Source organism: Ruegeria sp. CDSC052 (assembly GCF_059610685.1).
Genome location: NZ_JBXWOB010000001.1, coordinates 620,810 through 644,322, shown reverse-complemented (window position 1 = coordinate 644,322; position 23,513 = coordinate 620,810). Strand labels below are relative to the sequence as shown.

Here is a 23,513-nt window from a genome sequence, read left to right as displayed (position 1 = left end):
ACTTTCCTATACCCATCGAACAAAGTGGTCCGTGATCAGCCGTCAATCTGGCGCTGAAAATCCTCGGCATCGAACCAACCCAAAGAGTTCTGGACCTGGTTGGTGTCGGTCATTTCCCATTCGTCCCAGCCCCGCGTCACGACGTGATTGCCGGTTTTGGAATGGTGCCCTTCAAGGGTCCAGACAAATATTGCGTGGCTTCCCGCCCAGCGAAACATGTCGCAGCGGACCTCAAGATCGGGGAAATCAGTGTAAAACCCGCGCGCCATTTCCGCCACCGCAGCGCGGCCAATGATCGGTTCTCCACGGTTGATCGTGATCTGTCCGTCGGGCGCATAGAAACTGGCAACGGCCTCGGGGTCGCCCGAGCTCCAGGCGATCGCATAATCCCGCGCGAGATTGTTCAGCTTATCCCGGATACTGGCCATTTGGTCCCCCGCACACAAATCCTAGGCCTATGGATCGTATGCCAAACGCCATTCAGCGTCCACGCGATGGAAAATAAACGGGCGAGGTCTTGCCGAAGCACGGAACTTAGCGGGGGATAAGGGTGGTCACTCCGACGGCGGCTGCATGTGCCAGGTCAAGGTCCAGGGACATCGGGATGTATTCACCCCGACGCCAAAGCTGGGCCTGATCGTCATAGTAGCGTGACAGGAAGTGACCTGACTGGCCCGTAGCCGTGATAAAGACCGAGCTGTCGGGATCCGCAAAATCATATACGCCGCGATAGCCTGCACCGTGCACGTTCTGAAACGGATCGGGGCCTTCGCCCGATGTTCTGCCACGCAGCAGGGTGTTGTCGCCACCACTGGTGGACTGTCGGATATTCACAAAGAATCGCAGCACCGGAACCGATCCCAGAACCGGGTGGTCATGCGTCGCCTGATGCGCGTCACCCCAGCGTAGAGATTCCAGTGATCCTCCGTATTTTTCGGAAATCCAGATCAGCGCATCGTCCAGTGCCATGCGCGCCATATCGGTGCAGGTCTCTGTCGGCGCGCTCTGACGCACATTACACCAGGCCGAAGCTCCGTCGATGTCGCGATAGACACGTTCGATGAACAGTGGTTCGACATGTTTGTATTCAGCCGCCAGGGGGCCAAGCTCATCTGCGATCAACCGGATTTGCAGCGCCCGAACCCAAGCAGCATAGATCAGGGGTTCTGGCAGGTGTTCATTCATCTCGCCATTCCACTCGGCCAAAAGGTTCAGCGCGATCTGGCGCTGGCGTTCCTGGGTGCCTTCGGGGGCAGAGGCGCCGGTGTACCACAGATCAGCCCCGATCAGCGGAAGCAGAGAGCGCGCGGTAAAGCTGACCGTGTCCAGCTGTGCCTCGATAAAGCTGTCGCGCGTGTGTACCTCGCGCGATTGCATCAGCCGTTCCCAGCGATGGATGCGCTGCGTATCCCCCCATTCAAATGAGACATGTTCGGGAAATGGCCGGTCGATGATCTTGTTGTTTGTGTTGCCCAGAATGCCGCCCGCAGGTGCGACGAATTCGGGGTTGTCAGCATAGGGCAGGCGGCCTTGCCACCGGTTTTCGGCCAGCCAGCCAGGCGTCGGAATACGCCCCCGGCTTTGGTTCTTTGCGGCACGGTGCGGCATTGCACCGATCAGCTTCATGCCGATCGTGTCCTTGTCGACCAATGACAGGTTCTGAGATGGCGCCATGAACAGCTCGGCTGCGGTGATTGCTTGTCGGACAGTGTCCGCATTCATCAGCGCCATTGAGGCTGACATGGAAGTGTCCCGTGCGCTCAGGGCTGTCCAGGACAGCGAGGCGACATGACCCGGCGGCGTGATCGTCCCAAGATCGTAATGGGTGCCCGGCAGAACCGGTCCGTTCTCGGTCCAACGCAGGGTCAGAGTGATTGGGGCTTCGTCTTTGATCTCGATGATCGAAGGGCGGCTGCGAAAGGTCTTGTATCCTTCGGGGGTCAGGTATTCCTCGGGGTTTTCTGGGTTCAACTGCTCGATATGGATGTCCTGATCATCCAGATAGGATGAGGTCAAACCCCAGCCCAGCCGATCACTGCGTCCGGTCATCACCGCCGGGATGCCGGGGATCGTGGCACCGATCACGCCGCCTTTGGCCAGTTCCAGACGGGCCAGATACCAGATGCCCGGCGCTGTGAAACCCAAATGCGGATCATTGGCCAGAAGCGTCCCTCCGCTGGCAGATCTTGTGGGGGCGGCAGACCATGCGTTCGATGCTCCGGCCAATCCGCGCTTTGGAAAGGGCGAGATGGGCGTGTCCGGCATCGACGATCCGGCCGCATATCTGGGCAGGTTGGGAAACAGGGCGGCGTATTCGGGCAGAGCGGCGATTCCCGGCCCGGGAACATCAGGCAGAATATCCGCCAGTCGGGTCTGGTCATCCAGCATAAGCGATGTGCGCGCGCGCAGCACTTCATCCTCAAGATGGCCAGAAAGTTGCAGGCTCATGAGTTTGATGACGGCCAGGCTGTCGCCCGGTTGCCAGGGCGATACAGGCGCATTGAACAAAAACATCTCTGGCGCACCACGGCCCAATGCGTTTTCGTTAATCTCGGCCAGTCGTGCATTCACCCCGGCAGCATAAGCGCGCAGGGCCTCTTTGGTATAGTCGTCCTGGGCTTGTACCGACCGGTGTGCAAGCCCGTACAGATCAAACCGCCGCAACAGCTTGTCGATATGAACAGTGCGAGCGCCAAAGACTTCGGACAATCGGCCCTGCGCTGTCCGGCGCAGAACAGTCATCTGCCAGAGGCGATCCTGTGCATGGGCATAGCCAAGCCCAAAGAAGACATCCGGGTCTGATGCGCCCAGAATATGGGGAACATTCGCTGTATCCCTGACAACCTCAACCGGCGCAGTCAGGCCATCAACTTTAACGGTCTGATCGTAATCCGGCAGGGATTGACTGGCCAGAAAATACACCAGCATTACAGCCGCCAATGTCAGCAGAACAAGACCCGAGGCGATACGCACTAGCCAGCGAAAGACAATTCCCATCAGCGGTCACATTTCCGTTCACTCTATGATTGTGCAGACACTAGAGGATGGCTGGACGGATCGAAAGAGGAACCGCATGAGAACATGCGTGTTTACCGCGGTTTGAATGAAAAACCCCGCCTCGGGCCTGATGCCGAAAGCGGGGTGTCTTGAGGGGGGAGGGTAGTCCGGTATCAGGGAATGATGCGGGTGTATTTCGTGCCTTCGACCGTCGCGCCGAACTTTAGCCCTGCCTGTCCGAAGACCGCCGCCAGAACCGGCGAACGCAGGGTGGTGGTGTCGGTCGACAGAGAGTCGCCCGTCGCATCGACCACGTAGCCAACTTCGGCCCCGGCGGTCCATCCGCTGGAACGGCGGAAATCGTTCAACGCGTCCTGTGTCATGAAGAACAGGACATGCGCATATTGTTGGGCACCGATTTGCAGGCCGGCGGTTCCCGAAATTGCGGAATAGTAATCAACTGTCGCGCCCTGAATGCGTAGCGCGCCTGTGCCGTAGGCACCGCCAAAGACTATTAGTCCGGCATCGGTTATCAGAGGCATGACCAGCATGCCGTTGGCCTTGTTCGCGATTTCGAGCGTGTTGGGGTAGGTGGCGTACATCTGGTTCAATGTCGCATCCACACGGGCGTCAATCGTCGCTGCGTTGGAACTGCCGACGCCATTGCCGCAAGCGGCGGTCACTGACAGACCGGCCATGCCAAAAGCAAAGCCACGACGGCTTAATCGAGTAGGTTTGGAACTGCTCATGTTTTTTATCTCTGTATAAATGCCTGATTGTCGGGTGCTCCCGATCTTGTCCGCAAGAATACGCCGATTGTCGCCTCGTGTCACGGGAAAGCTGCCCAGTGACCAAAGATAGTCGGCGAAAAATCGCGGAAACGCGGGGGATTAGCCCTGCAGGATCCGGGCGGCCTGAGGCGCGAAATAGGTCAGTATCCCGTCGCAGCCCGCGCGTTTGAACGCCAGCAGACTTTCGAGCATGACCTTCTCTCCGTCGATCCAGCCATTCTGCGCCGCGGCCTGTATCATCGCGTATTCACCCGAGACCTGATAGGCATAGGTCGGCGCGCCAAACGTGTCCTTGACCCGGCGGCAGATGTCCAAATAGGGCATGCCGGGTTTGATCATGACCATGTCTGCGCCTTCGGTCAGGTCACGCTCGATCATGCGCAGCGCCTCGTCCGAGTTTCCGGGGTCCATCTGATAGGTCTTTTTGTCCCCCGTCAGCGCGCCCGAGGCGCCCACTGCATCTCGGAACGGTCCGTAGAACGCACTCGCATATTTGGCCGCATAGCTGAGGATCATCACGTTGTGATGGTCTGCGCCTTCCAAGGCGCGCCGCATTTCACCGATCCGGCCATCCATCATATCTGACGGGCCGATGATGTCGGCGCCCGCATCTGCTTGCGCCAGCGTCATCTTTACCAGCGCCTCGATCGTTTGATCGTTTATGATCTCACCATCGACCACATAACCGTCGTGGCCGTTGATATTGTATGGGTCCAGCGCCACGTCCGTCATCACTGCGATATTGGGTGCGGCTTTCTTGATGGCGCGAATGGCTCGGTTGGACAGGTTATCGGGGTTCCACGCTTCGGCGCAATCTTCGGTCTTTAGGGATGCGTCGGTGTAGGGAAAGATGCAGATTGCCGCGATACCCAGGGCCTGCGCCTCGACCGCAGCCTGTGCGATCAGATCGACCGAGCGGCGCATGACACCAGGCATCGAGGGGACAGGCTCTTCAATACCTTCGCCGTCTCGGACGAAAACCGGCCAGATCAGATCATCGGTGGTCAGTGTATTCTCGCGGACCAGCGCCCGCACCGCCTGTGATTGGCGTGGTCGACGAAAACGGGCCAGGGGATAGGGGGCAATGGTCGGTTTCATGACGCGCTCTCCTTGTAAATTCCAGCATTGGGTGGCATGAATTCCGTGTAGTCTCAAGGGTAACGATGGACGCGTCTTTGCGAAGAAGGTCCCTGAAGACGGAAATTAAGGGCTGACGCGTGGACTTATACTCTTCGATTTTTGAACTCATCGACATGCGCAGCTTTTCGAATCTCTGGTATTGGATCGGGCTTGCGGTGTTGTGGTCATCGGCCAGCCACTGGGCCATGGGCGTGCCGTATGACCTTGTTGTGCGCGCAAGACGGGTAGGCGGGCAATCGGAACAGGATTTGATGGATATCGTCCGCATTAACGGAAACCGATTGCTCTATATATTGGATGTATCCGGCCTCGCGATATTAGCGTTTAGTTGTTTTCTGTTCACGGGTCTCGCCACTTTGGGGTTCTATTACGGTGTCGAATTCGCGCAGGCCGTGTTTTTGTTGCTGTTTCCGATTTGTCTTGTCGTGCTGATCAATGTATCAGCCGCACGGAAACTGCGCCGGGAAACCCCCAGTCTGGAGTATATTTCCAAGATTCTTACGCGCTGTCGGATCTATACCCAGATAGTTGGTATGATTTCGATCTTGATCACTTCGCTTTGGGGTATGTACCAGAATTTTTCCATCGGCGTCCCGGGGTGGTAAAATCAGAAAGGCTTGGCGATGACGGGTCCGAACCAAGTAATCGTTGGCGGCGCCCCCGAAGGGTTTGACGCACAGCTTGTCCTGAATGAGCTGGCGCGCTCGGGCGGGCCGGTGTGCCATGTTGCGCGTGATGACAAACGGCTAGAGGCGATGCGCGCGGCGCTTGCCTTTTTTGCGCCTGACATGCCGGTATTTGTGTTCCCAGGTTGGGATTGTCTGCCATATGATCGGGTATCGCCCAATGCGGATATCTCGGCAGCGCGTGTGGCCACCCTTGCCGCACTTGTGCACCAGATGCCGCAGCAATATGTGCTGCTGACAACTCTGAACGCCGCAACCCAACGCGTGCCCGCCCGTGCGGTGCTGCGAGAGGCGGCGTTTACCGCCCGTGTCGATCACCGCATTGATGAAACCGCGCTGCGGAATTTCCTTGTGCGCATGGGGTTCACGCAAAGCCCGACCGTGATGGAGCCTGGCGATTATGCCGTTCGAGGGGGTATCATCGACATTTTCCCGCCCGGCGAATCCGGGCCAGTGCGGCTGGACCTGTTCGGGGATGTTCTGGATGGAGCACGTCGGTTTGATCCGGTGTCGCAACGCACGACCGAAAAGCTGGATGTTGTGGAGCTGGCACCAGTGTCCGAGGTCATTCTTGATGACGCCGCCATCACCCGGTTTCGGCAAAATTATCGCATCGAGTTTGGGGCGGCGGGCACCGATGATCCCCTGTACGAGGCCGTCAGCGCAGGCCGCAAGCATCAAGGCATCGAGCATTGGTTGCCGTTCTTTCACGAAAAGCTTGAAACGCTGTTTGATTATCTGCCTGGTGCCACAATCTCGCTGGATGATCAGGTCACGCCTGCTCGTTTGGCACGTTGGGAAACCATTGCGGATCAATACGAAACGCGGCGGCTCGCACTGGAGAACCGGTCGCGCATGGACACGGTGTATAAACCGACACCACCGGGCCTACTGTATCTGGATGACACTGCTTGGGAACAAGCTGTCGGCGATCGGCGCGTTCTGCAATTCAATGCATTGCCTCAGGCCCTTGGGCCCGGGGTGATTGATGCAGGTGGACGGATTGGACGGAATTTCGCGCCCGAGCGGCAGCAGGAAAGCATCAGCTTGTTCGGAGCATTGGCCAGCCATATCACCGACAAAATGGCCAAGGGGCCGGTTCTGATTGCCTCTTATTCCGAAGGGGCCCGCGAACGTCTGACTGGGCTGATCGAGGATGAAGGCCTTGCCGAGGCGATCCCCGTGCCCGACGGTACGCGCATCGGCAAACGCGGGCTGCATCTGGCCGTCTGGGCGCTGGAGCACGGGTTCGAAACGCCCGACCTGACCGTGATCGCCGAACAGGATGTGCTGGGCGATCGGCTGATCCGGCAACCCAAAAAGCGCCGCAAGGCCGAGAATTTCCTGACCGAAACTCAATCCCTTAGCCCGGGTGATTTGGTTGTCCATGTGGATCATGGCATCGGGCGTTATCTGGGGATGGAAGTCGTGACGGCGGCCGGTGCCGCCCATGAATGTCTGCTGCTGGAATACGCAGAACAATCCAAACTGTACCTGCCAGTCGAAAATATCGAACTGCTGTCGCGATACGGTCATGATGAGGGTCTGCTGGACCGATTGGGTGGCGGCGCGTGGCAGGCCAAGAAGGCCAAGCTGAAAGAACGTATCCGCGAGATGGCGGATAAGCTGATCCGCATCGCTGCCGAACGGGCCTTGCGCAAGGCCCCGATCATGGACCCGCCTCCGCACGCGTGGGAGGAGTTCAGTGCGCGCTTTCCCTATCAGGAAACTGACGATCAGCTGCGCGCAATCGGTGAGGTCATGGAAGACATGCATTCCGGCGCGCCGATGGATCGTCTGATTTGTGGCGACGTGGGCTTTGGCAAGACCGAGGTCGCAATGCGTGCCGCTTTCGTTGCCGCAATGTCGGGCGTGCAAGTGGCGGTGATCGCACCGACAACGCTGTTGGCGCGTCAGCACGCGGCCAGCTTCAAGGATCGCTTCCGGGGCTTCCCGCTTGAGGTGCGGCAGCTGTCCCGCTTCATCTCGGCCAAAGAGGCGCAACAGACCCGTGATGGGTTGGCGCGCGGCACAGTGGATATTGTAATCGGCACCCATGCCTTGCTGGCAAAAGCGATACGGTTCAACAATCTGGGTCTGCTGATCATCGACGAAGAACAGCATTTCGGTGTTGGCCACAAGGAGCGTCTGAAACAGCTGCGTAGCGATATCCATGTCCTGACCCTGACCGCGACGCCGATTCCACGAACGCTGCAACTGTCCCTGACCGGCGTGCGTGACCTGTCGATCATCGGCACACCTCCCATCGACCGGCTGGCGATCCGCACCTATGTCAGTGAGTTCGACGCGGTCACGATCCGCGAAGCCCTGCTGCGTGAACATTACCGTGGCGGGCAGAGTTTCTATGTCGTCCCGCGCATCTCAGACCTACCCGAGATAGAGGAATTCCTGAAAGAGCAACTGCCCGAGCTGACTTATATGGTGGCGCATGGGCAGATGGCGGCTGGGGAACTCGACGATCGGATGAATGCGTTCTACGACGGGAAATACGATGTCTTGCTGGCCACCACGATTGTGGAAAGCGGGCTGGATATCCCGACTGCAAATACGATGGTTGTGCACCGGGCGGATATGTTCGGGCTGGCGCAGCTCTATCAGATCCGCGGCAGGGTCGGGCGGTCGAAAACCCGCGCCTATGCCTACCTGACCACAAAACCGCGCGCCCGTCTGACTGCCACGGCCGAAAAACGCCTGCGCGTTCTGGGCTCGCTCGACACGCTGGGGGCGGGGTTCACGTTGGCGTCTCAGGACCTTGATATTCGAGGGGCGGGTAACCTGTTGGGCGAGGAACAGTCGGGCCAAATGCGCGATGTGGGCTATGAACTCTACCAGTCGATGCTGGAAGAGGCGATTGCCAAGATCAAAGCCGGTGAGATGGAAGGCCTGTCGGATGCAGATGACCAATGGGCGCCGCAGATCAATCTTGGCGTCCCTGTCCTGATCCCAGAGGATTATGTGCCCGATCTGGATGTCCGCCTGGGCCTGTATCGCCGTTTGTCGTCGCTGTCGACCAAGGTGGAATTGGAAGGCTTCGCCGCTGAATTGATCGACCGCTTTGGCACGCTGCCGAAAGAGGTCAACACCCTGATGCTGGTCGTGCGCATCAAGGCGATGTGCAAACGGGCGGGGATTGCAAAGCTAGATGGCGGGCCCAAAGGCGCGACGATCCAGTTTCACAACGACAAATTTGCCTCGCCTCAGGGGCTGGTCGAGTTCATCCAGAACCAGCGCGGGTTGGCCAAGGTCAAGGATAACAAGATCGTCGTGCGCCGCGATTGGAAGAAGGACAGCGACAAGATCAAGGGGGCCTTTGCCATCGCCCGCGATCTGGCGGAAAAACTTGTGGCCGAAAAGAAAAAGGCCAAAGCCTAGTCACCGCTGACAAAGGTGCACAGCTGCCAGTCGCCCGCGTCGGATTGCGCCAATGCAGCCCGGAACCCGGTCATGGGCCACAGGAAATCGCTGTGCATATAGCCCTGGCCGCCGTCTGTCAGCAGAACCCTCTGGTACTGCGCGATGGGGGAGAAGTCGCGGATGATGACGACCTCATAGCTGATGAGGTCCAGTATCGCCGCGCCTCGGTTTGGTGCGTTGCGCAGAGTTACATCCTGAGCGGTCACAAAATAGGCCAACGCCGGATCCAGCGAAGCGGGTAGGGTGAGCTGCCATTGGTGGGGCATCCAGAACTCGCCGTCTTCGTTGAAATAGCCAGGCTGTGTCAGGGTGTTTTCCAGATCGGACCAAAAGGTTTCAACAACCTTTTCGCTGTCATCATCATCTTGCTCTGACGTTGCCGGTCCGGGAGTAAGATACTCGCGCAGCTCGTCCGGGCCGCCATTGCCGCCGTGGCTAAGGTAAATATCCGGGCAGGCAACAGACAGCACGCCTTCGATGTCGCGCTCGGCTACCATGTTCAGCAGGTTTGCCCGGAACGAGACGAGGGTGGCATCCCGCTCGGCCTCGTCGATGGGCGGAAAGGACTGTCGATCCGCCAGCGCGGGGCTGCAGAGCAAAGCGAACAGCAGGGCGTATCTCATTCGGCGGCCCTCATGGCGGCTTGAGCACAGAAACAGGACGCCCCAACAGCCCGGTCCGCACGAGCCAGAGCCAAATCCAGCCGTTGCCTGATCTGCACGATCTCAACCGTCTCACCGCGCGCCTTCAGGCAGTCATGCAGGCCCTTGAGGCTCCAGACATTGTCAGGATGGACAGAGGCACGGCTGAGCGTACCGCCCAACCCCAAATCCTCGCGGTATATGGCCTCGGCTTCGGCGGTATGCCCTTGTTCGAACAGCAATGCACCCAACGCGTGACGAGTGGGCTGCATCCATCCCCATGGCTCGTCATAGGGCAAGGTGTCGTCCAGTTCGACCGAGCGGCGCAGATGGGCGTAGGCCGCATCGTAGTTTTCCATGCGATACTCGATTTCGCCACGCAGCATTTCGCGGGCAATGTCCAGCAGGTCGATCACGCGGTTATTGTGCAGCAATCGCGATTCTGGCACGCGGGCCTTGGCAGCGAGGAACAACTGCTCTTCGGCTTCGGCTTCGCTGACCTGCCCAGTGGCGGCAAAAGCAATGGCCCGGGCATAATGCGTGGTTGCCGTGAGAGTGCAGTACAGATCGGGGTCCGAGGGCAGCTCAAGCGCCATTGCCTCTTCCCAACGGCCAAACCGGATGAGAATATGCGGCCCCATCGACATGTAACTTTCGAAGAAATCCGCCATGGGCGGGCTTTCTATGCGCAGCATCTCTTCGGGGGTGGTGTCCCACAATCCCTGATTGGCCCGCAGAGCCGGTTCCATCTGTCCCAGAAATAGGGCGCCATATATGACAAAATGATAATTGTGCTGGCGGTAGCCGGTGTAGATGTTGAACGCGCCTTCGCGTTCGTAATATTTCAGGTCGGCCTCAACGGCTTTTTGGTTCCAGTGGACGACGTTCTGGTAATGGCCGCACAGCACGTCGATATGGGTTGGCATATGCACTAGATGCCCCGCATCGGGCACCAGCGTCCGCAGGATGTCCCCGGCCTTCAGCGCCTTTTCCGGGGTGGGCGACATTTCCATCAGGTGAACATACAAGTGCAGCAGGCCGGGGTGGGTCATCGCTGCCGGGTCATTCGCCATCGCCGCTTCCAGCGCTTGTTGCGCTTCGACAGTTGCGGCCCCTTCGGCGGGCTGGCCGGTCGTCAAATCCCACATTTGCCAGGGAGTGAGGTTCAAAAGCGCTTCGACATAGATCGTGCGCAGGTCCAGATGAGCGGGCTGCGATGCAAACGCTGCGCGCATGGCATCGGCAAAATCGTGATCCCAGTTGTGCATGTCGTCAATGGCTTCGCGCTGGGGATAGCGGGCGGGAAGCGCGCGGATCAACGCTTGTTCAACCGGCGTACATTCGCCCGCAAGAGACATGGCCAGCTGCGTCGCATCATAGGCCAGCGTCAGCGCCTTTTGCCGGCCCGCGTCATCGTGCAGGTCCCAGGGCATGTTGTAATTCGGCCCCGCCGCATAGGCGACGCCCCAATGGGCCATGGCGCAGTTCGGGTCATGCTCTAGCGCGCGCTGAAAACAGACGACGGCCTCTTCGTGGTTATAGCCATAGGTCCAGACCAGCCCCCGGTCGAACCACAGTTGCGCATCGGGCGAAGAGGTGCTTACCGGACAGGAATGCGTGCCCAGATCGTAGTAATCGCTCATTGAAAATCTCCCCTCGAAACAAGGGGAGGATAACGTGTTTCACACGCTCTGCACAGATCAGGCGGGCAATCTGTCTTCTATCCGGCCCATATACAGCATCAGGCCGAACCCCATCGTGCACATGGTCAGGACACCTATTGCCAAGGGTAGGATCGATCCGTCAAACAACTGTCCCAAGGGGGCTGCTACTGCAGCGGCCAGAACGGTTGATACCGCGCCTATGACTGACGCAGCCATGCCCGCAATATGGCCCATCGGCTCCATCGCGATGGCATTCAGGTTGCCCATCGTCATACCGGCCATGAAGAACACGGCAGTCTGCCAACTGACAAAAAGCGCAAATGAGGCGCCATCAGAAAGGTCCAGACCATTCATTACCATGACAAAACACGTAAAGATGATCTGTGCGCCCAAAGTCCAGGTTACAATCCGGCGCATCCCCAATCGGATGACCAAAGTCGCGTTCAACAAACTGGCCGAGCCAGCCATCAGAGCAACGAAACCAAACCAGAATGGGAAACTGTCTGCTCTGTCGTAGATGATGTCATAAACAGGTTGTACCATCGTCAGCATGGTGAACAGCATCCCAAGGCAAAGCGTTTGCACCATGATCGAAACCCGCACAGTCGGGTGTGCAAACATCTGCCGCGCTGCATCAATCATAAGCGGCAGGCGCAGGGGGCGGCGATTTTCGGGTGCCAGAGGTTCGCTCAGACGCAGGCCCATCCACGTGATGGTGATCAAAGAGAACAACATGAACGAAGCGAAGATGCCACGCCACCCGGCCAGAGCGATCACCCCGGCACCCATCATGGGCGCGATGGCGGGAACCAGCGTAAAGATCATCATGGCAATCGAGACGATGCGGGCCATCTCACGGCCGGAATAAAGGTCACGGATAATGGCCATGGCTACCACGCGTGGGGCCGCGCTGCCGATGCCTTGAAAGATGCGCGCAATCAACAGCATCTCAAGCGAGGAGGTGGCCCAGGCAACTGCGGCAGACAGGATATACAGCGCAGAGCCGATGTAAATTACCGGCTTGCGCCCGAATGCATCCGACAGAGGGCCGGTGAAAAAGGTGCCGATCCCCATGCCCAGCACAAATGAGGTCAGGATCAACTGCGCCTTGTTTGCATCACCTGGGCTGAGTTGCGCGCTAATCTGCGGTAGGGCGGGCAGCATCGAGTCGATAGAAAACGCGATTGTCGCAAACATCATTGCGATCAAAGCGACGAATTCTCCGCGCGGCATGCGATTACTCATGGGGCTCTCCTGACCCGTTCGCGCTATCACAGCGGATTGGGCACGGCCAGTGGTCAGAATGCACAGGAGGCTGTGCTATTTTGCAGGAGAAGCCTCGATTTGAGACATGATTTCACCGATCACGCGTTCCCACATTTCCGGTGGTTGCGCGCCGGGGACAGCATGTTGGTTGGCAACGATAAAAGTCGGTACCGACGTCACACCCATCTGCCGGGAATGCGCGTCACGGTTGCCGATGTCGGAGCGGTCGGCATCGGATTTCAGCAGCTTCATGACGACGGCGGCGTCCATCCCCTGACTGTCGGCAATATCCGCCAGAACCTCGTGGTCGCCGATATCGCGACCCTGTACAAAATAGGCCTGAAACAGGGCATCAACTATAGCGTTCTGCTTGTTTTCGATTCCGGCCCAGTGGATCAGCCGATGAGCATCCAGCGTGTTCGGGGTGCGCTTCATCCCCTCAAAGTCGATGCCCAACCCTGCATTTTCGGCATGCTCGACCACCGGGGCATACGCACGGATGGCTCCGTCTTTTCCGCCGAATTTGCGCTCCAAGTATTCGCGCCGATCCATGCCTTCGACCGGCATATCGGGGTTCAGCTGAAAGGGGTGCCATTCAATGATGAATGGATGATCCGGAGTTGCAGCCAACGCCTTGTCCAGATGAGTCTTGCCAATATAGCACCAGGGGCAGATCGGGTCAGACATGATGTCGAGCTTGACGGTCTGGGTCATGTATTGGTCGCCTTGAAATAGGCCGGCAGCGCCCGGCGCAAAAGTTTGCCATTGCCGCCTGTTGGCAGCTGAGGCAGATGGATAAAGGCGCGCGGTTGCTTATAGCGCGCCAGATTTGTCTCGACATAGGCGCGCAGGGCGTCCTCGTCCAGCTTTTCCGGCCCGGTATAGAATGCCACTATGACAAAACTGTCCTGCTTGACCTCAACGGTGGCCGCGCCGACCTGCGAGATGCCGGGATATCGGGACAATGTGGCCTCGACCTCGATCGGTGAGACCCGGTAGCCGCCTGCATTCATCATATCATCGTCTCGGCCAAGATAGGTGATCTGACCATCAACTGCCATTGCACCCTGATCGCCGGTCAGAAACCACTCGCCCTGCATCCTGGCCAGCGCTTCGTCCGGCGCGTTGAGATAGGTCAGCATTAGGCCGGGGTCTGATCGGTGGATGGCGATGGTCCCTTCTTTCCCCTGTGGAACCGGCCCGTCTGGACCCAGAATTGCCACACGTCGCCCGGGTTGTGGTTGCCCCAGTGCATCGCCACGTGCCGGATAGGCTGGGCTTGAAGAGATGAAGGTCGAGCATTCGGACATTCCAAAAGCTTCATACAACTCGCGCCCGGTGATCCGTGTCCATTTCTGGTGCAGATGCCGTGAGAGTTTTTCGCCAGCGCAAAGACCGTGCCTCAGATCGGGAAGGTGCAGATCGTTTGCTTCGTTCAAAATTTTCCGAAACACGCCCGGAGCTGCAGCAAATATCGTGGCACGGTGATTGCGCAGCATATCGGGTAGGTTCGACAGATCGGTGCCGGGTTCCGGTATCAACGCTGTCGCGCCAATAGTCCAGGGATCCATCAGTCCTGTCCCCAACGTATAGGTCCAGTTGAACGCACCTGCATGGCACAATCGATCCGTTTCCTGCAGGCCGTACCACCCATCCACCATCATCTGCCGCGCCCAAATTGCACGATGGGCATGTGCAACGGCCCGTGGCTTGCCCGAGGTGCCAGAGGTATAGACCACATAAGCCATGTCTTCGGGGTCGCCCATCCGAAACTCGGCCAGAGGTAGATCGCGCATCTCGCGCAGTTGGCTCAAAGATATTTGGTTCGGGTGATCCGCGCTGGCGATATCGGGATCGCGCAATATGGCGGCGGGCTTCAGATCTTGGATGATCTTTGCCGTTTCCGGCTGTGTCAGCTGTGACGATGTCGGCACGGGTACAATGCCGACCGCGATTGCACCCAGATAGGTTATTGGAAAATCAACCGTGTTCCCCAAACGCATCAAGACCAGATCGCCCGGTTTCAGACCGGCCCCCAGCAGACCTGTACCGGTTGCAAGGATCGCGCGTTTCAACGCAGCAAAGCTCCAGTTCTGTGCCGACGTTGCGCCAAGTACGGACAAGGCAATCTTGTCGCCATTGCGATCTGCTTGACGCAACACATGCGCGGCCAGATTGAAGGGGGTGGGGCAGGCCTTGGGCGGGCCTTGATCGAACAGGGAAAGCATGGCGTCTGGCTAACGCGGCAACTGCTGCGTTGCAAGCGGGACAGGCTGGCCCTATAGAGTGGCGCATGAGAACCAAAGAGCAGACATCTCTGATCCGAATTGCCCGAAACTCGGGCGAGCATACAGAGGTTGAACCGCTGGACCTTGGCGTCCGTGTGCGTGAATTGCGCAAGGCGCGAAACTGGACTTTGGAACAAGCGGCCAATCAGGCGGGATTGGCGCGTTCAACGCTCAGCAAAATCGAAAACGGGCAGATGTCGCCTACATACGATGCGCTGAAGAAACTGGCGATCGGGCTGGAAATCTCTGTTCCGCAGCTGTTCACGCCGCCACAGCGCGAGCAGGTGATCGGGCGTATGGCTGTGACCCGGATGGGGCAAGGCACCAGCCACGCAACCACAACATACGAGCACGAACTGCTGGCTGAGACGCTTACGAAAAAGCAGATGCTGCCCTATCGCGCCCGTGTACGTGCCCGGTCGATGGATGAGTTTGACGGGTGGGTCCGCCACGATGGCGAAGAATTCCTGTACGTGCTGACGGGTGTCGTTCGCCTGTATACCGAGTTCTACGAACCCGTCGAAATGCGCCGCGGTGACAGCGCCTATTACGACGGCAGCATGGGGCATAATGTCGTTTCGGTCAGTGAAGAAGACGCGATGATCCTGTGGGTGACGTCACTTACCTAGATGTTTGGTGACTTCACGGGTTAGCGCTTCGGTGAACAGGAAATCCTCAAGCTCTTCATGTGCCTCGTTCACCGTCAGATGATGGCGTTCGGCCAGATAAGCCTCGAATTGCGCACGGTCGCGCCCGACCGCATCCATGTCTCGGTCGCGCAAATTGGGAAACCGCCGTTTTGCACGGGCGTACATTTCATTCCAATCTTGCGTCAGATCGTTCCACTTAAACATCAATTGGGCTTTCTGTTTGTCTGGCTACAGATCTGCTCGGCCCTGAATTCAGGGTACGAATGGTGTTTGCAGGTAGGGCTATGGCAAAATGTCGCACCTTGAGCGTGCGAAGTTTAAATCAGTTAGGCCCGCCACAGGAAATCTGAGACGGGCCTACGGACCAAATAGTTTTGAGTGAGTGGAGGCTGGTCCGAAAATACTGTTCCTGATGTTGTAACACAGCTATGTGTCGGTAATGTTTGGCGTAATTCAAATTGGATACATTTGTACTAGTCGCAGGCTATATCTTTCGAACCCGTTACGTAAAGCCCCTTGTTGAAATTTTTCAAATTTGTCTGAAACTAGGGATCGCATCAATTTATAGCGGAATGCCCACAGCCTTTACCTGCATGTCGTGGTACTGCGGGTCTGTGCCAGAATCCGCCGAAGGGTATGAGACCCACACAGCAAACGCCGAACGGGTCTTATTGCATCACATCTGCAGCGGTTGCGATCCTCTGGAACGAGATTGGCACGGACAGTTAGCAATTAGGAAAGGACGGGGCCGCCTCTTTTAAGGCGCTATTCCTCGTACCACCAGACCTGCGGCATGTATTCCGGCCCGTCACCGTAAATGGGCAGGGTTTCCGGCTGTTTCAGCTCGCGCGCATGTGCAATCCGGCCGACGTCAAAGCTCCAGATCGGGATGACATACCGGCCAGCGGTTAGAACGCGATCCAGCGCGCGGGTCGCAGACACGAAATCTTCGTGGCTTTCAGAGGCCAGCATCGTATCGATCAAACCGTCCACTGCTGGCGACTGAACCCCCATCAGGTTACGTGTTCCTGCCGTGTCAGCATTTTCACTGCCCCAATACAGGCGTTGTTCGTTACCCGGCGACAGGGAAAGAGCCCGGCGAAATGGGGTCATGTCAAAATCATGCGCATCCATCCGAGAGGTGTATTGTGCGTCGTCGATTTTTTCGACTGTAAGCTCGATGCCAAGCCGTTCAAGCGTACGCGCATAGATTTCGGCGATCGTTCCGACATTCTGGACAACGTTGAGGCTGCCCTGGCTGATGACCATGTCAACGATGAACGCTTCGCCATCTGCGTTTCGCAACACGCCATCCTGAACTGTCCAGCCAGCCTCTTGCAGAAGCTTGGTTGCCTTGCGCAGATTGGCCCTGTTGCGTTCCGAACCGTCACCTACCGGCAGCTCGTAACCTTCCAGCGTACCGGGCAACAGTGTATCGGCGTACGGCTGCAGCAGTTCAGCCACCTGACCGGTGGCAGTACCGGGTTGCATCGCCAGATCCGAGCCCGAGAAATACGAGGTTATCCGCGGTTGCGCGCTTCCGGTGACGGTGTCGTTGATGAATTCGAAATTGAAAGCCAGAGTCAGAGCCTCGCGCACGCGCCAATCATCGAAGGGTGGCTTGCGCGTATTCATGACAAATCCGGTCATGCCCGAAGGCTTGCGATGCGGGATTTCGGTTTTCAGCACATCGCCGCGCTGTACCGCGGGGAAGTCATACTGGTTGTTCCACTTATCGGCGTTAAACTCGCGCACGGCTGAGAGCTCGCCTGCTTTGAAGGCCTCGAATGCGACTGTGCCATCCCCGTAGAACTCGATCCGCATCTCATCCAGATTCATGGTGCCGCGCCGAAACGGAATGTCAGCGCCCCAGTAATCCGGATTTCGACGCAGGTTCACATACCGTCCGGCTTCGTACCCGTCGATGACATATGGTCCAGACCCCAAGGGGATGTCTTGCAGCGGCGCGTCGGCAAAGTCTTTACCCTCCCACTGTGCCTTCTGAAGGATCGGGCGCATCCCGGCGATCAACGCAAGCTCGCGGTCGGGGTCGTTAAACGTGATGCGGACGGAACGCGGTCCGGTTTGTTCGATACTGTCGATCTTTCCCCAAAGGCCGCGATATCTCAGATGCCCTTCGGTTCCCAAAGTCTCATATGACCATATGACATCCTCGACAGTGACTGGTGACCCATCCGAGAATCGGGCATTCTCTCGCAGGGTAAATTCGACCCAGGATCGGTCTGGAGCCGTCTCAACTGATTCGGCTAACAACCCGTAAAGAGTGAAAGGTTCGTCCCAGGAACGCCCCATCAGGCTTTCATGGGTCCAAAATCGCAACTGCCAGGGTGACGTGCCTTTTTGCACAAACGGGTTAAGGCTGTTATAGCCGCCGGTATTTCCAAATACGACTTTGCCGCCTTTGGGTGCATCAGCGTTGACATAGGGTAGCGACACAAAATCCGGTGGTAGGGCAGGGTCGCCATACATAGCTATGCCATGGGTCGATTCTGCATGGGCTGCTGCAACGGCAAAAACACTAACGATTCCCGCGATCATAGGGCGAACGGGGCGAAGGAAATCGGGGCTCATTTTGGAAACAATCCTGCTCTGGCCTTATTTTGTTGGGATTCACCGTAGCCATGATTTTTCATATTATCAAACTTTTAGCTTGGACGAAGGCGTAGAATTGCTTATAAAGGGCGTACTGCTCGATAGGTTTCTTGCCTGTATGAAACCTGCCTCAATAACTTAACGCCCGCTTCGTGCGGGCGTTTTTTTTGTGCGATTTTCGCTGATACAGCGCCCCCAATCTTTCCCCGTTTTCTTTGCAGGTGCAGCATGGCACTGTGCCGTCAACACGGAATCTGACGGAGAGCACCCATGAGTCTTTCGGGCAAAACAGCAATCATCACAGGATCGAATTCGGGCATCGGGCTGGGCATCGCCCGCGAGCTGGCCAAAGCCGGGGCGGATGTGGTGCTGAATTCGTTTACTGACCGCGACGAAGATCATGCTCTGGCCGCAGAGATCGGGCAGGAAACCGGAACCAACGCGCGCTATATCAAAGCGGACATGTCCAAGGGTGACGAGTGTAGGGCGCTGATCGAAAAGGCTGGAGCCTGCGATATCCTGGTCAACAATGCCGGCATTCAGCATGTGGCGCCGATTGATCAGTTTCCAACCGACAAATGGGACGCGATCATTGCGATCAACATGAACTCGGCCTTTCACACCACTGCCGCCGCGTTGCCGATGATGCGCAAGGCGGGCTGGGGACGGGTGGTGAATATTGCATCGGCCCATGGGTTGACGGCATCGCCTTTCAAAGCCGCCTATATCGCGGCCAAGCACGGTGTTGTCGGGATGACCAAAACCGTAGCCCTCGAGACCGCACAGGAGCCGATTACCTGTAATGCGATTTGCCCGGGATATGTGCTGACGCCGCTGGTCGAAGAGCAGATACCCAATACGATGAAAGAATACGATATGAGCCGTGAGGATGTCGTGAAGAATGTCCTGCTAAAGCGGCAACCTTCGAAAGAATTCGCTACGGTCGAACAACTGGGCGGTACGACGATCTTTCTGTGCTCGGATGCGGCGGCGCAGATCACCGGCACGACGATTTCAGTTGATGGCGGGTGGACCGCGCTCTGAGCCTTGGGGAGTATGGCAGTGATACGTATCAATCTGGCTTTGCAGGGCGGCGGTGCGCACGGAGCGTTCACTTGGGGTGTGCTGGATCGTCTGCTGGACGAAGATGATATCGAAGTCGCGGCGATCACCGGAACATCGGCAGGTGCACTGAACGGGGCGGCCTTTAAGTCTGGCATGGTGAGGGCAGGCCGTGAGGGCGCGCGTGCCAATCTGGATGCGCTCTGGGCTCGTATGGGGGCCGTCGACGATACGAACCTGACCAACTGGATGCGTGCGTTTGAGCCCTCACATATCGCACAGTCCATCGAAAATTCGCTGCCGTTTGCTGTAGGCGACGCCTGGTCGCGATTGGTTTCGCCTTATGCCTATGGGCCGTTCTACCGTAACCCCTTGGAACCTGTGGTCGAGCGCTTTGATTTCGATGAAATATGCGCTGCCGAAGGTCCGCGTCTGTATGTCTGCGCGACTTGCGTGCGCAGCGGAAAGATACGGGTGTTCACAGGGGACGAGCTGTCGACTGAGGCCATCCTTGCTTCCGCCTGTTTGCCAACCCTGTTTCAGGCGGTCGAGATATTCGATCCAAAATCGGGCCGGACCGAGGCTTACTGGGATGGCGGATATACCGGTAATCCAGCTCTGTATCCCTTGTTCAATTCCGATCTGCCCGAGGACGTGGTGATCGTGAACATCAACCCTCTGGAACGGGAAGAAATCCCAAAGACGCCGCAGCAGATCCAGAACCGGATCAATGAGATTGGCTTTAACTCATCGCTGTTTCGGGAACTGAGGGCCATAAGCTTCGTTCAGCGCTTGCTGGAAGATGGCAAGCTGAAAGCGGGCGAAATGAGCCGTGTTTTGGTTCACATGATTGCCGATGACGCGTTGATGAATGACCTCTCGGTCGCGACCAAGACAGTGCCCAACCCTGTGGTCCTGCATAAACTCAAAGAAGCTGGCCGCAATGCAGCTGATCAGTTTTTGACAGATCACAAGGCCGATTTGGGTGCACGCAGCACGGTCAATCTGCCGGAAATGTTTGGATAGTCACTCTGGTGGCTGGGTCGGGTCTTTGTCGTTCGGGTAAACAAGACCGGCCGAAATCACCAGCTTGGCGGCATCTTCGATCGACATGTCCAAAAGGATGACGTCCTCGATCGGAAAGAACAGCAAGAACCCCGATGTCGGGTTGGGTGTCGTCGGAATGAACACGCTGTACAGATCGCCACCCGCTTCTGCACGTTCGTTGACTTCTCCCTTGGCGGTGGTCGAGACGAACCCGATGGCCCAGATGCCACGGCGCGGATATTGAACCAGACAGGCTTTTTCAAATGACCGTTCAGTCTGGGCAAAGACGGTCTCGGAAATCTGCTTGATGCCTGAATAGATGGACCGGATGACCGGCATCCTGTTCACCAGGCTTTCGGTGAACGAGATAAAGGATCGGCCCAGGATGCCCTTGGCAACCCAGCCCACCACGACGGTGAACACCAGAAAAAAGATGACACCTACACCGCGCAGGTTGATGCCAACATATTGTTCAGGCTGGAATTGGTGGGGAACCAGCGGCAGAACCGCACTGTCGATCCAGCCGACAACAGACCAGATCAGCCAGATCGTCAACCACACCGGAGCAATAACGACGATGCCCGTCAGAAAGGACGCGCGCAGCCTTGAGAACAGGCCGGGCTGTCGGTTGGGTTCTTCGTCAAAAGGAGTGTTCATTGCGGTCCTGAGTGGCTTGCGAATTTAGTTAAGCAGTCCTTGGCCTTGGTACAATAGCTATATGTCAATCCGCCTTGGCGGACAGGGCGCGGGCGATCCCGGCTGCCAGACGGGCATTGTTGCGGACCAATGCGATATTGGCGGTCAGAGAACGACCTTCGGTCTGCTCATAAATCCGTTGCAACAGGTAGGGAGTAACCCCTTTACCGCTGATCCGATGCGCATCTGCATCCGCCTGGGCCGAGGCGATGATCGGGGCCAGTTCCTCGGATGGGATCTGATCGGCCTCCGGGATCGGATTGGCGACAAGTTGGCCGCCGGGCAGGCCAAGCGCGCGTCTGGTCGCATGTGCGTGCGCGATGTCTTCCGCACTGTCCATGCGCAGAGGGGCTGCCAGCGGGGATTTTGCCGACCAGAAGGCCGGAAATTCGTCCTGGCCATAGGCAATGACCGGAACGCCCAGTGTTTCCAGAACCTCAAGCGTCTTGGCCAGATCGAGGATGGCTTTGGCGCCTGCGGCAACAACCGTGACCGGGGTATGGGCCAATTCGTGCAGGTCAGCAGAGATATCGAACGAGGTTTCAGCCCCTTGGTGGACGCCTCCAATACCGCCGGTGGCGAAAACGTCGATCCCGGCGTGATGGGCGGCGATCATGGTTGCGGCGACCGTTGTTGCACCGGTGCCACCGGTTGCCATGCAGGCTGCCATATCGGCACGGGACAGTTTGGCGACCCCATGCGCTTGGCCCAGCGCTTTCAACTCTTCGGCTTCCAGACCGACGTGAAGCGTACCATTGATCACCGCCATGGTGGCTGGCACAGCGCCCGCGTCTCGGATGTCTTGTTCAACCTGTGCCGCAACCTCGATGTTCTGCGGGTAGGGCATACCGTGGGTGATGATCGTGCTTTCCAGCGCAACGATAGGTTGGCCTGCGTCTTTGGCGGCGCGGACCTCGGCAGAATATTGAATGTTGATCACAGTGGGGTTTCTCCGGAAACGTAAGTTGCGGCGGCATGCAGGGCACGTGACAGGGCCTCATCGCTTGGGGCACCGGTGGCCTCGGATGCGATATGCGCCGCCATGAATGTATCACCCGCGCCGGTCACACGGGTGACCAGAACGGATGGGGGTTTTTGGGTCAAGATTTCCTCAGCGCTGGCAACGGTTGCTGAACTGCCGCCATCGGTCACAAGCACGCGCAGCGCGCCGCGATCCAGCAGCCCCTTGGCGGCGCTTGCCGAATCCGCGAATTCGCGCTGGCACAGGATGCCAGCCTCTTCGAGGTTCACATAAAGCGTCGCGCGGGCATGCTTGAGGAAAGGCAGCAGGCGATCGGCCTTGCCGGGTGAGGCCGGTGCCACGCGCAGGTCGGCCCCGGCGAAGGCTGGGCTTTGCGCGATTTCTTCCAAAAGCGACAGCGTCAGGTTGCCATCCAAAGCAACAGGACCATCGAATGGCATGGTCTCTGTGCCTAATGGGCCTTGCATCAGGGGTTTCAGAATTTTTGCCCCTGCAGCCTCAAGTGAATGGGCGTCCGCAATCGCGGCAATCAACCCATTGGCGCCCTCGACAGCCATATATCGGTCGGTCGGCAGGTCCTGCGAGCGATAGATGTGATCAGTTACCATCCCTAGCCGGGCGCAGGCATTGACCAGCTCATCCCCTTCGGGATCGCGGCCAATGGCGGTCAACAGGGTGGGCGTCATGCCAAACCGCACCAGCGTCATGGCAATGTTCATTGCCACGCCTCCGGGCAGGCGGGTGATCCTGCCGGGAACATCCGACCCCTGCCGCATGGCGCTGGCAGAACGTCCGATCACGTCCCACAGGACAGAACCGATACAAAGAATTTCGCTGTTCTGAGTCATGTCGACGTCATGCCGCAGCCCCGGCGTGGGTGCAAGGGTTAACGCTCACACCCAGTTCAGCCCATGGCGGAGATCAAAGTTTTCAGTGCGGCGGCCGGGTCATCCTGTGACCAGATCTCATCCCCGATGCCGAAGAAATCGGTGCAGGGGCTGAGGTCACGGATCAATTCGGGGGTCAGGCCGCCTTCTGCCACAACCGGCACTTCGATCATCTCGGACCACCACTGGAACAGATCATGCTCGGCCACGGTTCCGTCACCCAAGGAGGACGTGCCAACCGGGCCAAAGGCCACATAATCGGCGCCGGCCTCACCAGCCGACATGCCGTCATGGCTGGAGGTGCCGCAGAAGCAGCCGACAATGGCATCGGCACCCAATTCCTTACGCACATACCGGACCGAGCGCGCGCCATCATCCAGATGCACCCCATCCAGACCCAGACGCTGCGCCAACAGGACGTGGTTGGAAATCACCAGCGCCACGTCCCGTGTATGTGCCACCTCGCGGCAGGCATCAGCGGCACGGGCAATCGTATCCTCGTCATTTCCCGCAAGGGCCAGTCGGATACAGGCGATTTCGGTGCTGTCCAGAACGCGGGCCAGTTGGTCGGGGAACGTGCTCAACGTGATGGTCGGCGGGGTGATCAGGTAAATCTGCGGCTGCTCGGGGGTGTCCATCGGCGCGTCCTTAGCTTTAAGTCTTTTGCG

20 protein-coding genes are annotated in these 23,513 nt (G+C 58.0%); 5 read left to right on the top strand and 15 right to left on the bottom strand.

All coding sequences use genetic code 11. The features are described 5' to 3' along the window. Positions 1 to 35: 35 nt before the first annotated feature. The 4 genes from AC2FIM_RS03215 to hemB form a co-directional block, all read right to left on the bottom strand. Entirely contained in the window at positions 36 to 428 is a 393-nt protein-coding gene (locus AC2FIM_RS03215) for an SgcJ/EcaC family oxidoreductase (protein ID WP_496675848.1), read from the bottom strand. 106 nt (positions 429 to 534) lie between these two features. Next, complete coding sequence (locus tag AC2FIM_RS03210) at positions 535 to 2,997, bottom strand: penicillin acylase family protein (protein ID WP_496675845.1); 2,463 nt, start codon at positions 2,995 to 2,997, stop codon at positions 535 to 537. 173 nt (positions 2,998 to 3,170) lie between these two features. Next, a complete protein-coding gene (locus tag AC2FIM_RS03205; protein WP_142633534.1) occupies positions 3,171 to 3,746 on the bottom strand; it encodes a lipid-binding SYLF domain-containing protein in 576 nt (191 codons plus the stop codon). Positions 3,747 to 3,887: 141 nt separating this feature from the next. Further along, complete coding sequence (gene hemB, locus AC2FIM_RS03200; protein WP_496675841.1) at positions 3,888 to 4,886, bottom strand: porphobilinogen synthase; 999 nt, start codon at positions 4,884 to 4,886, stop codon at positions 3,888 to 3,890. A 119-nt stretch (positions 4,887 to 5,005) separates the two neighbouring features. Between hemB and AC2FIM_RS03195 the strand changes: the two genes are divergently transcribed. Beyond that, on the top strand, positions 5,006 to 5,533 hold the full coding sequence (locus tag AC2FIM_RS03195) for a component of SufBCD complex (protein WP_142633539.1): 528 nt from the start codon (positions 5,006 to 5,008) through the stop codon (positions 5,531 to 5,533). Positions 5,534 to 5,551: 18 nt separating this feature from the next. Beyond that, positions 5,552 to 9,007, top strand: coding sequence for a transcription-repair coupling factor (mfd, locus tag AC2FIM_RS03190; RefSeq protein WP_496707939.1), 3,456 nt, complete (start codon positions 5,552 to 5,554; stop codon positions 9,005 to 9,007). Here the strand turns inward: mfd and AC2FIM_RS03185 are convergent. From AC2FIM_RS03185 to AC2FIM_RS03165, 5 genes are all read right to left on the bottom strand, one after another. Continuing rightward, positions 9,004 to 9,672: an SH3 domain-containing protein gene (locus tag AC2FIM_RS03185; protein ID WP_496675835.1), complete on the bottom strand. Its 669-nt coding sequence runs from the start codon at positions 9,670 to 9,672 to the stop codon at positions 9,004 to 9,006. The genes mfd and AC2FIM_RS03185 overlap by 4 nt on opposite strands. Beyond that, positions 9,669 to 11,333: a hypothetical protein gene (locus AC2FIM_RS03180; protein ID WP_271947335.1), complete on the bottom strand. Its 1,665-nt coding sequence runs from the start codon at positions 11,331 to 11,333 to the stop codon at positions 9,669 to 9,671. Before AC2FIM_RS03180 ends, AC2FIM_RS03185 begins: the two co-directional genes overlap by 4 nt. Positions 11,334 to 11,390: 57 nt before the next feature. Then, a complete protein-coding gene (locus AC2FIM_RS03175; RefSeq protein WP_282021927.1) occupies positions 11,391 to 12,599 on the bottom strand; it encodes a multidrug effflux MFS transporter in 1,209 nt (402 codons plus the stop codon). A 75-nt stretch (positions 12,600 to 12,674) separates the two neighbouring features. Then, the gene (locus AC2FIM_RS03170) at positions 12,675 to 13,334 is read right to left on the bottom strand and encodes a DsbA family oxidoreductase (protein ID WP_281994553.1); all 660 of its coding nucleotides are present in this window, start codon (positions 13,332 to 13,334) and stop codon (positions 12,675 to 12,677) included. Next, positions 13,331 to 14,848 carry a class I adenylate-forming enzyme family protein gene (locus AC2FIM_RS03165; protein ID WP_496675827.1) on the bottom strand — a complete coding sequence of 506 codons (1,518 nt, stop codon included), beginning with the start codon at positions 14,846 to 14,848 and terminating at the stop codon, positions 13,331 to 13,333. The genes AC2FIM_RS03170 and AC2FIM_RS03165 overlap by 4 nt, the downstream gene beginning before the upstream one ends. Positions 14,849 to 14,913: 65 nt before the next feature. Here AC2FIM_RS03165 and AC2FIM_RS03160 point away from each other — a divergent pair, with 65 nt between their 5' ends. Further along, positions 14,914 to 15,537, top strand: a complete 624-nt coding sequence (locus AC2FIM_RS03160; protein WP_142633550.1) for a helix-turn-helix domain-containing protein — start codon at positions 14,914 to 14,916, stop codon at positions 15,535 to 15,537. On the opposite strand, the gene AC2FIM_RS03155 is transcribed toward AC2FIM_RS03160, so the two are convergent. Further along, on the bottom strand, positions 15,526 to 15,762 hold the full coding sequence (locus AC2FIM_RS03155) for a hypothetical protein (protein ID WP_142633552.1): 237 nt from the start codon (positions 15,760 to 15,762) through the stop codon (positions 15,526 to 15,528). The genes AC2FIM_RS03160 and AC2FIM_RS03155 overlap by 12 nt on opposite strands. Positions 15,763 to 16,323: 561 nt before the next feature. After that, entirely contained in the window at positions 16,324 to 18,150 is a 1,827-nt protein-coding gene (locus AC2FIM_RS03150; RefSeq protein WP_281972021.1) for an extracellular solute-binding protein, read from the bottom strand. A gap of 291 nt (positions 18,151 to 18,441) precedes the next feature. Here AC2FIM_RS03150 and AC2FIM_RS03145 point away from each other — a divergent pair, with 291 nt between their 5' ends. Next, complete coding sequence (locus AC2FIM_RS03145) at positions 18,442 to 19,215, top strand: 3-hydroxybutyrate dehydrogenase (RefSeq protein ID WP_142633555.1); 774 nt, start codon at positions 18,442 to 18,444, stop codon at positions 19,213 to 19,215. Positions 19,216 to 19,227: 12 nt separating this feature from the next. Continuing rightward, a complete protein-coding gene (locus tag AC2FIM_RS03140; protein WP_142633556.1) occupies positions 19,228 to 20,259 on the top strand; it encodes a patatin-like phospholipase family protein in 1,032 nt (343 codons plus the stop codon). Here the strand turns inward: AC2FIM_RS03140 and AC2FIM_RS03135 are convergent, their stop codons facing one another. The 4 genes from AC2FIM_RS03135 to AC2FIM_RS03120 form a co-directional block, all read right to left on the bottom strand. Next, a complete protein-coding gene (locus AC2FIM_RS03135; protein WP_142633557.1) occupies positions 20,260 to 20,937 on the bottom strand; it encodes a DUF502 domain-containing protein in 678 nt (225 codons plus the stop codon). It abuts the gene before it with no gap. Between the two features lie 64 nt (positions 20,938 to 21,001). Then, positions 21,002 to 21,916 (bottom strand): pseudouridine-5'-phosphate glycosidase, encoded by a 915-nt coding sequence (locus tag AC2FIM_RS03130; protein ID WP_496695594.1) that lies wholly within the window; start codon positions 21,914 to 21,916, stop codon positions 21,002 to 21,004. Then, positions 21,913 to 22,806 (bottom strand): PfkB family carbohydrate kinase, encoded by an 894-nt coding sequence (locus AC2FIM_RS03125; protein WP_281972023.1) that lies wholly within the window; start codon positions 22,804 to 22,806, stop codon positions 21,913 to 21,915. Before AC2FIM_RS03125 ends, AC2FIM_RS03130 begins: the two co-directional genes overlap by 4 nt. Positions 22,807 to 22,862: 56 nt before the next feature. Continuing rightward, a complete protein-coding gene (locus AC2FIM_RS03120) occupies positions 22,863 to 23,483 on the bottom strand; it encodes a thiamine phosphate synthase (protein WP_496707940.1) in 621 nt (206 codons plus the stop codon). Between the last annotated feature and the right edge of the window lie 30 nt (positions 23,484 to 23,513).